This is a genomic window from Magnetospirillum sp. SS-4, assembly GCF_902729425.1.
In the GTDB taxonomy this organism is placed as follows: Bacteria; Pseudomonadota; Alphaproteobacteria; order Rhodospirillales; family Magnetospirillaceae; genus Phaeospirillum.
The window spans coordinates 89,291-101,694 of record NZ_CACVCH010000043.1 but is presented as its reverse complement, the minus strand read 5'-3'; the positions used below and the strand labels follow the sequence as shown (position 1 = coordinate 101,694).

Sequence of the window (12,404 nt, the reverse complement as noted above, 5' to 3'; positions counted from 1 at the left end):
TGGATATAGACCATTCCCGCCCCAGCCTTGGCGCCGAAGCTGAGTATGATCCTATCGCCATCCTTCCACACATCGGAATAGCCATGCCGGAGGTCGGGGATGTGAGAGAGGCGGGATCCCTTGCGTCCAGGGTCCGACGACAGGGCGATCACGCCATCTTGAACGTAGTCGATCGCATGGTAGACGTGCATGGTGGGGATCGGACGCTTTCCGGATGATATTTCATCCTTGAAGGGATGGTCCTCGATCTTGAAGCGGTCAACCTCGACGATTGCGCTGAAAAACCGTTCGACATGATCCTGATTGCCGCCTTCCACCAAAATCGCCAGTTCTTTGGCCAGCTTTTCATTCTGGCCGAGGAAACGGATGACGCCTTGCTGCTTGCCGTCGACAAAATTCATCAGTCCATTGACGGCGGTCACAACTGTCAGCTGATAGACTCTCCATGTAAAATATGCAGTCCCCATTAACATGATAGGCACTACAAATCCAAATGCCATCCATGCAATCTTAGCTCTGAAGCTGACGTTGTTAAATCTTTCCAGCATTGCATTCCTCCATAGGGCTTGGTTGCGCTGCTTGCAGATAGTGTCGTCTTCTATTGTTAATGTGTTGTATACTGTTTTTTTATTATGCATTATTAGCCGGACTAACCGTGTCGCCGGGAAGCCCTCTTGGAAGTCACATCCCTCGTGTTCCCGTTCTGGCGGAACGTCGACGTTTGGCCGCAACATGTTTCCGGCCCCCCCAGATCAGCCCGGCCACAATCAGGACGCTCGCCACTGGAACGCCGTACTCCACGAAAGCCTCGCCCGGCGACGCGGGATGGCTGGCCGCCAGGTGCGAGGCGATCAATGCCTGCGCATCCGGGGGGATATCGGCCTCGTTGAGCCAGACCATGCGGGCCACCACCAGGCGCCAGACCAGCCAGGTGTGGCGATTGGCGGTGTAGTTCTCGGCCGCATGGCATTGGGTGCACGCCTGCCCGGTCAGTCGTTCCGGATAGGGCCGCGCCGCCTCGCGGGCTTGGGCTTCGGCGTGGATACGCCCGGCTTCGGCCGCAGCCTCGATCGCTCGCCGACGTTCCTGCTCCCTTTCGGCCTCGATGTCGCCCCGCAGCCTTCGCAACCTTTCCTCGTCCCGTATCGCCTCGCCGGCCTGATAGGCGGAATCGTCGATGTCGGCGCGTGCCGGCGAGGGGGACAGGGCCAGCCAGGCCGCCACCAGCAGCCCCCATCTCATCCCGGGCGGAATGCCCGGCGCGGCGCCGGTGGCACCTTCCTGGTCAATCCCATCGCCTCGTCCCGTCGTTCCGGCGCAATCGCCAGATGGTCGGTCGCCAATCCCTTTTCCTTGAGACGGCGGGCGATGAAGGCCATGTCGTCCTCGGTTACCCCGCTTTCTGCCCGGTTGTGCCGGGCCTGGCCGAGGGCGCTTTGCAGGCGGGACTGGGCCTCGCCCTGGCAGGGCAGCGGAGTTTTGGCGTCGCGTGCGACGGCGCAAGACAGTGCCCGCGCCAGATGAAGATAGGGATTGGTCTCGCCGCCGTTGCGTTCCAGGTCGGCGATAAAGGGCGGCAGCCAGCGGAGGACGAAGCCGCCGAGGAAGGATTCCGCGACCTCCGGCCAGGCGGTGAAGCCGTGGCCGACGAATTCGAGCTGGATGGCGACGTGATCGGCCAGATCCTTGAAATCACCGCTACGTTCGAGGCCGCGCATCCGATAGGCCTCCTCCATGGCGGCGACGCTGCCGCCATTGACCGTTCCGTCCAGGTAGAGTCCGGAATTGAGGTTGACCCGACGCGGCGGTGCCAGAAACAACCCGCTGTATACCTGAAGCAGGGTCGGCTGGTCCGGAATCGCGGCCAACGCCGAGCGGTAGCCGGCCAGTTCTCCGGAAAGGCCATAATCGAGCAGGTCGCCCAGTTCCTCCAGGTTGTCGGCCAGGTCGTCGCGCAGGCCGGTCCAGAGACCCTCGCCATCCGGCGTCAGAAAGGCGTGGGCCAGACAGAGATAGAACTCGCCTCGGGCCTGCGATCGTTCGTCGTTTGACTGCATGGGCGATGCTCGTTTCAAAAAATTGGCGGGGCTCCGGGGAGAAGAAGCCCCGCCGAGTGTCAGGGGACTATTTCCTGGGGGAGTCGGACAGGTTCAGCTTCTTGTCGCCAAGGGCGTAGAGAAGTATCCCGACCGAGATCGCCAGAATGATGATGCCGATCTCGGTTATCGATGGGGCATAGGCGATCAGATCGTCGGCCCAGGCGCCCTTGAACATCGGAATCAACTGTCCGCCGACCACGTATTCATAGCGGCCGATGAACAAGGCGACGATGACTAGCCCGCCGGCCACGACCTGGGTGGTGGCCTCGTGCCTCTTGGAGCTCAGCATCATTATGAAGGGCAGGACCATGCCGATCCATAGTTCGAACTGGAACAGGGCGGACGAGGCGATGTACTGGGTGACGATCTTGTTTTCCGGCACGTTGCTCCACAGGCCCGTCATGGTCTTGGCCAGGGTGAAGACGATCACCAGCCCCAGCACCACACCGAAGATGGCGGGCAATTGACGGCTCATGGCGCGGGCTGCCCCTTCCGACATGTTGGCGTGGTTGACGCCGTAATCGAGGTTGATGAACAGCATGATGAAGGCCAGCCCCGACAGGAAGGCGGTGATCAGGAAGTAGACCGGCACCATGGGGCCATACCAGAACGGCCGCATGGACATCATGCCGAACACCGAGCCGAGGGTGGCGTGGGCGAAGATTACCGCCACGAACGAGGCGATGCCGATGATCCGGCTCTGCGAGCTGTCCCAGTCGCCCTGGTTGATCAGGTGGAACTTCCAGACCAGCAGGATGGCGTAGGTCAGGTAGAACAGTCCCATCCACCACATGGGCGACGAGACCGCCATGTTGGTGGGAATGACCCACAACATACGCAGGGGATTGCCGATCTCCAGCCCCAGCGAGATGAAGCCGATGATCAGGGTGACGACGGCGCCCCAGACGCACCGCTTGGCGATGGGGTAGAAGTCCTTCATGCCGAACACCATGGCCAGCGAGGCGACGAAGGTCAGGCCGGTGGAGGTCAGGACGAAGAACACATAGGTCGAGACCGGCAAGCCCCAGGTCAGCAGGCTGCTGGTGTTGAAGGTGGCGTGGCCGCCGGAGAGCAGCCCGATTCCGGCGGCAAGGCCGGCGATCAGGCCGGCGATTCCGACGCCGAGCCGGAGATTGGAGATGCGCGAGATCGAGGCCTGATCGGGCGCGTGAGTGATGATGCTCATGACGATGGCTCCCTGGTTCAGGACTTGTTGTCAGGACGGCTGAAGCCCGGCACCGCACCGCTTTCGCCCAGGTAATAGACCTGCGGCTTGTTGCCGGTGTGCTCCAGCAGGCGCACGCCCTTCCGATCCGAAATCAGCCGGCTGACCTCGGAATTGGGATTGTCGATATCGCCGAAATAGCGGGCGGTCGGCGCGCAGGTTCGCACGCAGGCCGGCACGAATTCGCGCAATGCCGGATTGTCGTTGGACAGATCGGGGGTGCCCTTGGGGGCCTTGCTGATCTTGTGGTAGCAGAAGGTGCATTTCGACACCACGCCGTGCGGCTGGATGCCGACGCCGTGGGCGTTGTCCTGCTGCGGCCCCTTGTAGGGCGGGTTCCACGACAGGTCGCCCGTACCGGGAAATACGTCCTTGACGTTGGGCTCGATCGTCGGCTTCTCGTCGGTGTAGAAACGCACCCCGTACGGACAGGCGATCATGCAATACTTGCAGCCGATGCACTTGTTCCAGTCGACCAGGACCACTCCATCCTCGGTCTTGAAGGTCGCCTTGGTCGGGCAGACATGCATGCAGGACGGTTCCTCGCAATGCATGCATGGACGCGGAAACCATTTCAGCACCGGAGTCGGCTGGGCGCGTTCGGTGTAATACAGGACGTCTTGATAGTTTTCGCCCGGAAGGCGGTTGTTCTCCATCTGGCACGCGGTGCTGCACGCTTGGCAGCCGGTGCATTTGGCCAGGTCGATGACCATTCCCCATCTAGCCATGTCGGCGTCCTCCCTTAAGCTTTTTCAACCGACACTTTGCCGGTGTAGTAGTTGGCCATGCCCGAGATGCGGTCGGATTGCTGCGGCGTGATCTCGTCGACGTGCGAGCCGCGGCCCTTGGACCAGCGCCCGCCGGCCCAGTGACCGTGCTCGAACGGCAGGACCAGGGTATCGGGCCGGGTCAGTTCGGTGACCTTGGCGATGGCGAGGATTTCTCCGAGGTCCGACTTGATCCTGATCCGGTCGCCGTTCCTGATGCCCTTGGCCTTGGCGACGCTGGGATGCAGTTCGGCCAGCGCCTGCTTGTTGCCGCCGACGGCCGGCTGGAACTGGGCGATGGCCTGCGGGATGTTGGCCGAACGGCCTTCGGCGTGCATGGCGGTCTTGGGGGTGATGAAATGGAGGTCGCCGCCTCCGGTATATTTGGGCGGTTCCCAGTGCGGCATGTTGTACTTGGCTGCATCGCGGCCGGTGGCCTTCAGCACCCAGTCCTTCTTGCTCGCCATGTAGGACGAGACGAATTCGAACCTGCCGGTGGCGGTTTTCAGCAGCTTGGCCTTGACCTCGTCCGGCGTCATCGGCTTGTTCCAGCCCTTGCCGTCCCATTCGAAGAACTCGCCCCTGACCTGACGCCAGTGATAGGGCTTTTTGTACCAGCAGCCCTTGGCCTTCCAGGTCTCGAAATCCTTGACGCCGTTGTCGCCGGGATTGGCCTCGAAGCCCTTGGCGAGATGGCGCAGGATGTTCTCGACGCTCTCGATCTTCTTGAAATATTCGCCGGTGGGGCCGTTGATGAGTTTGCCGATGCCGATTAGCGTGTCGCCGAAGGTCTTGACGTCGTAGAGCGGCTTGATGGCGGGGGTGCGGATCTGGGCCAGCGGCCATCCCTGGAACGGATATGTGGGGGCGTCCTGCCAGCGTTCCATATAGGTGGTGTCGGGCAGGATCAGGTCGGCCATCATCGACGTCTCGTCCGGGAACGGCGAGGTGGCGATGACGTACATGGATTTCAGCGCTTCTTCCCAGTCCTTGGCCTTGGGGGTCGAGAAGCAGGGATTGGTCATGTAGAACATGGCGGTGTCCAGCTTGTAGGGCTTGCCCGCCAGGTGGTTGGTGCCGACCTCCTGGATCATGTTCTTGGCCATCAGATAGCCGTCTTCGTGCCCTTGCAGGTCGATGCGCGGCATCTTCTTGTGCGGCCCGTTCTTGGCGTAGTCGTCCATGTAGTCCTTGGGGTCGGCCGGGGCGGGGCCATAGGCCGGTCCCATCTGGTAGGCCAGCCCGCCCTCGGCGAACAGCGAGCCGACCAGGGCATTCAGCGAATGGATCGCCATGCCGTTCAGCACGCCGTTGCTGTGGTTGTGGGCGCCGCGCTCGAACAGGGCGATGGCCGGCCGGGTGGTGCCGAACTCGCGCGCCGTCTTGACGATCAGGTCGGCGGGAATAGAGGTGATCCCCTCGGCCCATTTGGGCGTGCGGTCCTTCAACTCGGTGTTCCACCACTGCGCCAGGCCGTGGGTCCACTTTTCGGTGAAGCCTGATGGGTCGATGGATTCGCCGGTTTTGAAACGGTTGACGCCGTCGCTGAAGTCGCCGACGAAGCTCCGTTCCCACAACCCTTCGGTCAGGATGACATGGGCGATGGCCAGGGCCAGGGCGCCGTCGGTGCCGGGCTTGACCAGCAACGCCCGGTCGGCGGCGGCGGCGGTGGCGTTCATGTGGACGTCCACATAGGTGACGCTGGTCCGTGGCGTCTTCTCGCGCCGGATATAGCCCCACACCTGCATGTTGTTGTTGTAGGGGCGGAACGCTTCGAGGAAGTTGGCCCCGAAGATCAACAGGTAATTGGCATTGCGGTAGTCGTAGGAATTGTAGGACGCATTGCCGTCGGTGCATTGCTTGGCCAGCACCGAGCCGTCGGAGCACATGGAAGAGTGGCCGATGGGGGCGTTGGGCGAACCGTAGAGTTGACCGAACGGAACGATGTTGACGCCCACGTCCGAAGCGCCCCAGCCGCGTCCGAAGAACAGGCCGAATTTGTGGGATTCGCCCTTGTCGCGCAGTGCGTTCAGGCGATCGGCCACGGTCTTGAAGGCCTCGTCCCAACTGATGGGGACGAATTTGGGGTCTTCATTGCGCCCCTTGTTGGGATTGGTGCGCTTCATCGGTCCCTTGAAGCGGTCGGGATCGTAGAGGATGTAGGTTCCAAGATGGCCCTTGGGGCACAGCTTGCCATTGGCGATCGGATGGTCGTTGTTGCCATAGATGGCGTGCACCCGGCCGTTGGTGGTGTAGATGTCGATGCCGCAGCGGGCCGGGCACTGGCCGCAGATGCTCTTGTTGACGATGGTCTGGCCGCCGCCGGCCTCGGCCGCGTGGGCCTCGGACAGGGGCTTCAGCCCGGTCAGTTGTCCGGCGCCCAGGATGGTTCCTGTCGCGCCCGCCGCCACTCCCGACGCCTTTAGAAAGCGCCGGCGTGTCACTTTCGTGGTGTGATCGTCCATCTCAGTCTCCTCCCTGTTATCCTCATGCCGACGGCTGGAACAGCGCCGTCATCCCGTGTTGCAGGTTCGTTTCCTTGACGCAGTCCGGACACAGGTCGCCACCCGCTCCGAAGAACGCCGCGCCGCAGGCGGCGCAGTCCCGCGCCGCCCAGCGGCCAAGCACCTCGACCACGGCCTGTCCGCCGAATGGCGAAAAGGCGATGGCCCGGTCGGGACAGGCGCGGGCGCATTGCCCGCACGAAACGCACAGCGCCGCGTGAAAGCGCAGTTCGGCGCCGTTCCCATCCCCGATCCGGCGCAGCGCCCCGGTCGGGCACAGCCCGGCGCACAGTCCGCGGGCGTCACACTCGGCCAGCGACAATTGCGGCAAGGCCTGCGGCGGGACTCGCCGACCATGCCGGGCGGCGATGCGGGTCAGGGACGTCACGATCCGCATCCGGTCGATCGGTTGGACCGGCTGGCGCAGCGAAAGCGGAGGGGTGGGGCGGTGGTCTTGACTGGTTTCGGCGGCGATGCGGACCGCGCCGCCCAGCAGATCGCGAAAAAAGCCGCGTCGGCCCAGCGGCATCGCGTCGGCCGAGGTGGGAATCGCCGGGGCAAGGGGGTGCCGGGCCGGTCGGACGACATGCTTGGGCACGGTTTCGCCGGTGATGCCGCATTCTTCCAGCAGCGCCCGAATTTCATCCAGGGTGTCGCGTAGCGACGCCATGCCGGGGCCGGCGGGACAATCGAGGCAACCGCCGCGGTCCAACAGGCAGATCGGCCGTTCGCCGATGGCATCGAACAGGGCCAGAAGCCAGCCGGCGCCCAGTCCGGCCAGACAGGGAACCCGGATGGCGCCGTGGGGCGAGTCAGGGACGGCGACCCGCCAGCAATCGATGAACACCGTCACGGCGTCGGTCGGAGGACAAGACGGCAGCGAAAATCCCCCGGCCGACAGCGCCGAGGTCGGACAGCGCGCGGCGCATTGGCCGCAGCCGAGGCATTCCCCCCCCGCCACCGGCCGCCCTTCCTCCAGTTTGACGGCGGCGACGGGACAGGCGTTCTCGCACAGGCCGCATTCATGGCCGGGATAGCGCACCGACAGGCAGGACGCCGCCTCCACGCGCAGGCGGGACCGCGACTCACTCGAAGAATCGGCGGCGTTGGGCAGGGGATGCGCGGCGGTCGTGGTCATGGCCGGACCCTCCGCAAGTTCCGGGCCATCCGGTGGGGTGGAGGCATGACCACAGTGTTCGTGCGGGTTTTCGGACACCATCGCGAGGCCCGGCGTTCCCGCAGCGTAACATCCGATGAAATTGTTGCATTGCAATGTGTTACGCTGGCGTAACACCCTAAAATTTTCCATGCGGATGATGGCGGAACGGCCCGTCTCCCCCTATCATCGCCGGCATGACCCGTGAACGCTCCTTGAACAGGGAAGGTATCGGACGCCGGCGATTCCTGGCGCAGGCCGGCGGCGTGTCGGCGCTGTCCGGATTACCGTTGCTGACGGTCCGAGCCGCCGAGGCGGCCGTCCTTGAAAAGGGAACGGTGCGGATCGGCCTGACGCCGGTATTCCTCGACGACCAGATGAGCTTCACCGCCCGCTGGCGGGAATGGTTCCAGGAACAGCTGGCCCGGCCGGTGGCCTTCGTCCAGCGTGGCAATTACCGCGAGGTGGTCGACCTGATCCGTGCCGGCAAGATCGATTTCGCCTGGCTGTGCGGCTACCCCTATGTCCGCCACCAGCGCGAGATGCGGCTTGTGGCGGTGCCGCTATGGCACGGGCAACCCTTCTACCAGTCCTACCTGATCACCGACGCCCACAATCCCGGCATCCGCGCCCTGGCCGATCTGCGCGGCACGGTGTTCGCCTATTCCGACCCGGATTCCAATTCCGGATACCTTTACCCCCAGTACGCGCTGATCTCGGCCGGAATCAACCCGGCCACGTTCTTTTCCCGGACCTTCTTCACCTGGTCGCACCGCAAGGTGGTCGAGGCGGTCAGCATCGGCCTGGCCAGCGGCGGCGCCGTCGACGGGTATGTCTGGGAAACCCTGGCGGAGGTCCGGCCCGATCTGGCCGGCGCCACCCGCATCGTCGAGAAGTCGCCCTTTCTCGGCCATCCCCCGTTCCTCGCCCGCCATTCCATTCCCGAGGACGAGTTGCGGCGATTCCGTTCCGTGCTGCTGGGAATGAAGGACGATCTCCAGGGGCGCGAATTGCTGGGCAGGTTGCGCCTGGACGGCTTCGTCGAGGGCCATCCCGGGCTATACGACGGCATCGTGCGCATGGTCGAGAGGGTGCATCGGCCGTGACCCTGTTCTTCGACCTGTCTCTGCGCTGGAAGATACCTCTCCGGGTGATGGGGGCGGTGCTGGGAACCGCCCTGGCGGTCACCGTGGCCCTGCTGGCGCGGGATTACGAGGATATGCGCCAGAACCTGGACACCCACGCCAAGAGTATCGGGCGCCTGTTGGCCAGCACCCTGGTGGCCCCGGTGCTGCATGACGATCTGTGGCGGGCCTTCGAGATACTCCAGTTATCGCGCGAGGCCCATCCCGCCGCCCCGGAACTTCAGGCCGAGGTCATGCTGGTGCTCGATGCCGAGCGGCGGGTGTTCGTCGCCAGCCGGCCGCGCGACTTTCCGATCGGCGCCCGCCCCCAGGATCTGGGGGGCGATCTGGAATCGCTGATCACCGCCATATCCTGGGGCGAGGATGTCGAGCAGCAGGTGGTGGAGCCGTCCGGGTCGTCGCTGTACTTCGTGGTGTCGCCCCTGACCGCCGATGGCGAACGGCTGGGGCAAGTGGTGCTGGGCTATGCCAAGTCGGCCCTGTTGCCGCGCTACTTCGACCTCGTCCGACGGGTGGCGGCGGTGACCCTGCTGGTGCTGATCGTCCTGCTGCCGATTTCGTGGCTGTGGGCCCGGCGCACCGGCGCGCCGCTGCTGGCGCTGTCCGAGGCCATGCGCCAGGTCCCCGAGGACCTGGAGGTGGCGCGTCTGGCCAAGCTGCCCAGAAGCCGGGACGAGATCGGCCAGTTGGGCGACGCCTTCCGCCGCATGGTGGGAGAACTCAAGAACAAGCAGGATTTGGAAAGCCAGATGCTGGTCTCCGAGCGGCTGGCCGCCCTGGGCCGCCTATCGGCGGGCATCGCCCACGAGATCAACAATCCGCTGGGTGGCATGCTCACCGCCATCAAGACCTATCAGCGCCACGGTGGCGCCGATCCCATGGCCAACCAGACCCTGGCGCTACTGGAGCGCGGCATCTCCCAAATCCGCAATACCGTCGCCGCCCTGCTGGTCGAGACCCGGACCGAGGACCGCGATTTCTCGCCCGCCGACGTCGAGGATCTGCTGATCCTGATCGAGGCGGAGGCGCATCTCCGCTCGGTCGCCATCACCGTGGCCTCGCCCCTGACCTCCACGGTTCCGCTGCCGGCGACGCTGCTGCGGCAGATTCTGCTCAACCTCCTGCTCAACGCCATCACCGCCGCCGGCGAGGGCGGTCACGTCCGGGTCGGCCTCTCGGCCGAGGATGGCCTGCTGCGGCTGTCGGTCTGCAACGACGGCCAGCACATTCCCGACGAGCGGATGCCCTATCTGTTCGAACCCTTTTCCAGCAGCCGGGAAAAGGGTCACGGTCTCGGCCTGTGGATCGTCTACCAGATCGTCCAGCAATTGAAGGGAGGCATCTTCGTGGAAAGCGAGCCCGGTTGCACCACGTTCAGCATCGAGATCTTCTATGTCGAATCCGTCTGAGACGCGGCCACGCCTGTGCCTGGTCGAGGACGACGAGATCATGGGGGAATCGCTCGTCCAGCTTCTTGGATTCGAGGGGTTCGAGGTAACGTGGTGCCGCACCGCCGCCGAGGCGGAGGCGGCCATCGCCGGCCACCGCTTCGGCATCGTCGTCAGCGACCTCCACCTGCCGGATCGCAACGGCGGCGAACTGTTTCTCGAACTGACGCGACGCCAGCCGATGCTTCCTCCCTTCCTGTTCATGACCGCCTACGGCACCATCGATCAGGCGGTGGAACTGCTGAAGGCCGGCGCGGCCGATTACGTCACCAAGCCGTTCGATGTCGACGTGCTGGTCCAGAAGGTTTCCACCCTGGCGAGCGATTTCGGCGCCGGCGCCGGCACCGCCGACGAGTCCCTGGGCGTGTCGTCGATCATGCGGCGGATCGCCGGGTCTCTGCCCCGCCTCGCCCGGCACACCCAGGCGCTGCTCATCACCGGCGAGTCCGGAGTGGGCAAGGAGCATGTGGCCCAGCTTTTCCATCATCACGCTTTCGGCGACGGCGCTCCCTTCATCGCGGTCAACTGCGCCTCGATTCCGGAATCGCTGATGGAGGCGGAATTGTTCGGCCACGAACGCGGCGCTTTCACCGGGGCGGTCAAATCCAAGCGGGGCTATCTGGAACAGGCCGATGGCGGCACCTTGTTCCTGGACGAAATCGGCGAGATGCCGCCCCTGATGCAGGCCAAGCTGCTGCGCGTCCTTCAGGAGAGGAAGTTCGTCCGGCTGGGGGGCGAGGCGTTGCTGTCCTCGGAATTCCGTCTGGTCTGCGCCACCCATCGCGACCTGAAGGCGATGGTCGGGGCCGGCCAGTTCCGCGAGGATCTCTATTACCGCATCCACGTCATCCATACCCATATCCCGCCGCTGCGCGAGCGGCGGGACGATATCCGCTGGTTCGTGCGCAAGTTCGTGGACGAGTTCAATCGGAAGCATCCCGACGAGGCCCGGCGGCTCGACCCGAGAACCGAGCAGGCATTGATGAACTACGCCTGGCCCGGCAATATCCGGGAATTGCGGCATGCGGTGGAACGCGCCTGCATCCTGTCCAGCGGTCCGCTGCTCGACGCCGAGGCATTCTTCGGCCGGAATTTCGACGGGGACCGGGAGACGTCGTCGCGCGCCTCGGAATCGCTGGCCGAATATCTGATGGCCTGCGAGCGCGACTATCTCCTCATGACCCTGGAACGGCATGGGGGGCATATGAGCCATGCCGCCGAGGTGCTGGGAATTACCCGCAAGACCCTTTGGGAGAAGCTGCGCCGCCTTGGAATCCGTGACAAGGAGGGGTGATGTCCGGCGCTCGCGGCTATCGTCATCTGGTGGGCCTGATTGAGTCTCGAACCTAGCAGCCTGCTAGAACTCGCGGACCACCCTGGCCCGCAGCGAGTTGTCGCGGGGGCAGTCCGGCGCCGGCGGCGAGGCGCTGGTGGAGGCGTGCAGGGATTCGGTGACCTCGTGCAGGCATTGGGACTGCCGCTGGTCGTACTGGTCCATCTGCCACAGGGCGTTGCGGTTCTCCGAGGTCAGCATGGCGGCCTCGGTCTGGAACTGGCAGGCCTCGGCCAGCAGGCGGGCCGCCATGGCGGCGTGCCGGGCCGCCTGGGTCTCGGCCATGCCGGTGGCCTGATGCGCCGAGGTGGCGGAGCGGTCGTCGCCCTTCAGCCAGATGTGGGCCCAGGTCTTCCACGACGCGCCGGCCTCGGTTTCCAGGGCGTAGAGCACGGCATAGGCGACCGCCTGGGCCACCGTCAGATCCTGGGTGGTCATCCCGCGACTCCTTCGGCGGCTTCCCTGGGACGCCGCCTGACGGTCTTGGGGTCGGCGGTGATGGGGCGATAGATCTCGACGCGCGCGCCTTCCTCGACGACGGCGTCAAGGGTGGTGGCCTTGCCGAAGATGCCGACCTTCTGGCTTTCCAGGTTTATCTCGGGGAACTGGTGAAGGATGCCCGACTTCTCGATGGCGTCGCGCACCGAGGTGCCTTCCGGCACGTCGACGGTCAGCCAGGACTGGCGGGCGGGTATGGCGTAGACGACTCCGACCTTCAGCATGTCTT

Annotated in this window: 12 protein-coding genes; 3 read left to right on the top strand and 9 right to left on the bottom strand. The window is 64.5% G+C overall.

The window, feature by feature from the left end; translation table 11 throughout:
* The 7 genes from MTBSS4_RS06170 to MTBSS4_RS06140 all read right to left on the bottom strand — a co-directional run.
* Positions 1-548 (bottom strand): hypothetical protein (locus tag MTBSS4_RS06170; RefSeq protein WP_217425512.1); only part of this gene is annotated, 548 nt, incomplete at its 3' end.
* Positions 549-681: 133 nt separating this feature from the next.
* Positions 682-1,242 (bottom strand): hypothetical protein, encoded by a 561-nt coding sequence (locus MTBSS4_RS06165; RefSeq protein WP_173982516.1) that lies wholly within the window; start codon positions 1,240-1,242, stop codon positions 682-684.
* Positions 1,239-2,057 (bottom strand): molecular chaperone, encoded by an 819-nt coding sequence (locus MTBSS4_RS06160; protein WP_173982515.1) that lies wholly within the window; start codon positions 2,055-2,057, stop codon positions 1,239-1,241. The genes MTBSS4_RS06165 and MTBSS4_RS06160 overlap by 4 nt, the downstream gene beginning before the upstream one ends.
* Positions 2,058-2,124: 67 nt before the next feature.
* Positions 2,125-3,285, bottom strand: a complete 1,161-nt coding sequence (gene nrfD / locus MTBSS4_RS06155; protein WP_173982514.1) for an NrfD/PsrC family molybdoenzyme membrane anchor subunit — start codon at positions 3,283-3,285, stop codon at positions 2,125-2,127.
* 17 nt (positions 3,286-3,302) lie between these two features.
* Positions 3,303-4,052, bottom strand: a complete 750-nt coding sequence (locus MTBSS4_RS06150; RefSeq protein ID WP_217425511.1) for a 4Fe-4S dicluster domain-containing protein — start codon at positions 4,050-4,052, stop codon at positions 3,303-3,305.
* A 14-nt stretch (positions 4,053-4,066) separates the two neighbouring features.
* Positions 4,067-6,556 carry a molybdopterin-dependent oxidoreductase gene (locus MTBSS4_RS06145; RefSeq protein ID WP_173982513.1) on the bottom strand — a complete coding sequence of 830 codons (2,490 nt, stop codon included), beginning with the start codon at positions 6,554-6,556 and terminating at the stop codon, positions 4,067-4,069.
* Positions 6,557-6,578: 22 nt separating this feature from the next.
* On the bottom strand, positions 6,579-7,733 hold the full coding sequence (locus MTBSS4_RS06140; RefSeq protein ID WP_173982512.1) for a 4Fe-4S binding protein: 1,155 nt from the start codon (positions 7,731-7,733) through the stop codon (positions 6,579-6,581).
* A gap of 233 nt (positions 7,734-7,966) precedes the next feature.
* Here MTBSS4_RS06140 and MTBSS4_RS06135 point away from each other — a divergent pair, with 233 nt between their 5' ends.
* The 3 genes from MTBSS4_RS06135 to MTBSS4_RS06125 are packed head-to-tail and all read left to right on the top strand — an operon-like array spanning position 7,967 to position 11,638.
* Complete coding sequence (locus tag MTBSS4_RS06135; protein WP_217425510.1) at positions 7,967-8,857, top strand: PhnD/SsuA/transferrin family substrate-binding protein; 891 nt, start codon at positions 7,967-7,969, stop codon at positions 8,855-8,857.
* Positions 8,854-10,305, top strand: coding sequence for a HAMP domain-containing sensor histidine kinase (locus MTBSS4_RS06130; RefSeq protein ID WP_217425509.1), 1,452 nt, complete (start codon positions 8,854-8,856; stop codon positions 10,303-10,305). The genes MTBSS4_RS06135 and MTBSS4_RS06130 overlap by 4 nt, the downstream gene beginning before the upstream one ends.
* Complete coding sequence (locus tag MTBSS4_RS06125; protein WP_173982510.1) at positions 10,289-11,638, top strand: sigma-54 dependent transcriptional regulator; 1,350 nt, start codon at positions 10,289-10,291, stop codon at positions 11,636-11,638. The genes MTBSS4_RS06130 and MTBSS4_RS06125 overlap by 17 nt, the downstream gene beginning before the upstream one ends.
* 63 nt (positions 11,639-11,701) lie before the next feature.
* Here the strand turns inward: MTBSS4_RS06125 and MTBSS4_RS06120 are convergent, their stop codons facing one another.
* Both MTBSS4_RS06120 and MTBSS4_RS06115 read right to left on the bottom strand, forming a co-directional pair.
* Positions 11,702-12,115 (bottom strand): hypothetical protein, encoded by a 414-nt coding sequence (locus tag MTBSS4_RS06120; RefSeq protein WP_173982509.1) that lies wholly within the window; start codon positions 12,113-12,115, stop codon positions 11,702-11,704.
* Positions 12,112-12,399: an RnfH family protein gene (locus MTBSS4_RS06115; protein WP_254432408.1), complete on the bottom strand. Its 288-nt coding sequence runs from the start codon at positions 12,397-12,399 to the stop codon at positions 12,112-12,114. The genes MTBSS4_RS06120 and MTBSS4_RS06115 overlap by 4 nt, the downstream gene beginning before the upstream one ends.
* Positions 12,400-12,404: the final 5 nt, after the last annotated feature.

Excerpts from the sequence above, each read along its gene's own strand:
- MTBSS4_RS06165 (WP_173982516.1), bottom strand. The coding sequence starts at position 1,242 with ATGAGATGGGGGCTGCTGGTGGCGGCCTGGCTGGCCCTGTCCCCCTCG.
- MTBSS4_RS06160 (WP_173982515.1), bottom strand. The coding sequence starts at position 2,057 with ATGCAGTCAAACGACGAACGATCGCAGGCCCGAGGCGAGTTCTATCTC.
- nrfD (WP_173982514.1), bottom strand. The coding sequence starts at position 3,285 with ATGAGCATCATCACTCACGCGCCCGATCAGGCCTCGATCTCGCGCATC.
- MTBSS4_RS06150 (WP_217425511.1), bottom strand. The coding sequence starts at position 4,052 with ATGGCTAGATGGGGAATGGTCATCGACCTGGCCAAATGCACCGGCTGC.
- MTBSS4_RS06145 (WP_173982513.1), bottom strand. The coding sequence starts at position 6,556 with ATGGACGATCACACCACGAAAGTGACACGCCGGCGCTTTCTAAAGGCG.
- MTBSS4_RS06140 (WP_173982512.1), bottom strand. The coding sequence starts at position 7,733 with ATGACCACGACCGCCGCGCATCCCCTGCCCAACGCCGCCGATTCTTCG.
- MTBSS4_RS06125 (WP_173982510.1), top strand. The coding sequence starts at position 10,289 with ATGTCGAATCCGTCTGAGACGCGGCCACGCCTGTGCCTGGTCGAGGAC.
- MTBSS4_RS06120 (WP_173982509.1), bottom strand. The coding sequence starts at position 12,115 with ATGACCACCCAGGATCTGACGGTGGCCCAGGCGGTCGCCTATGCCGTG.
- MTBSS4_RS06115 (WP_254432408.1), bottom strand. The coding sequence starts at position 12,399 with ATGCTGAAGGTCGGAGTCGTCTACGCCATACCCGCCCGCCAGTCCTGG.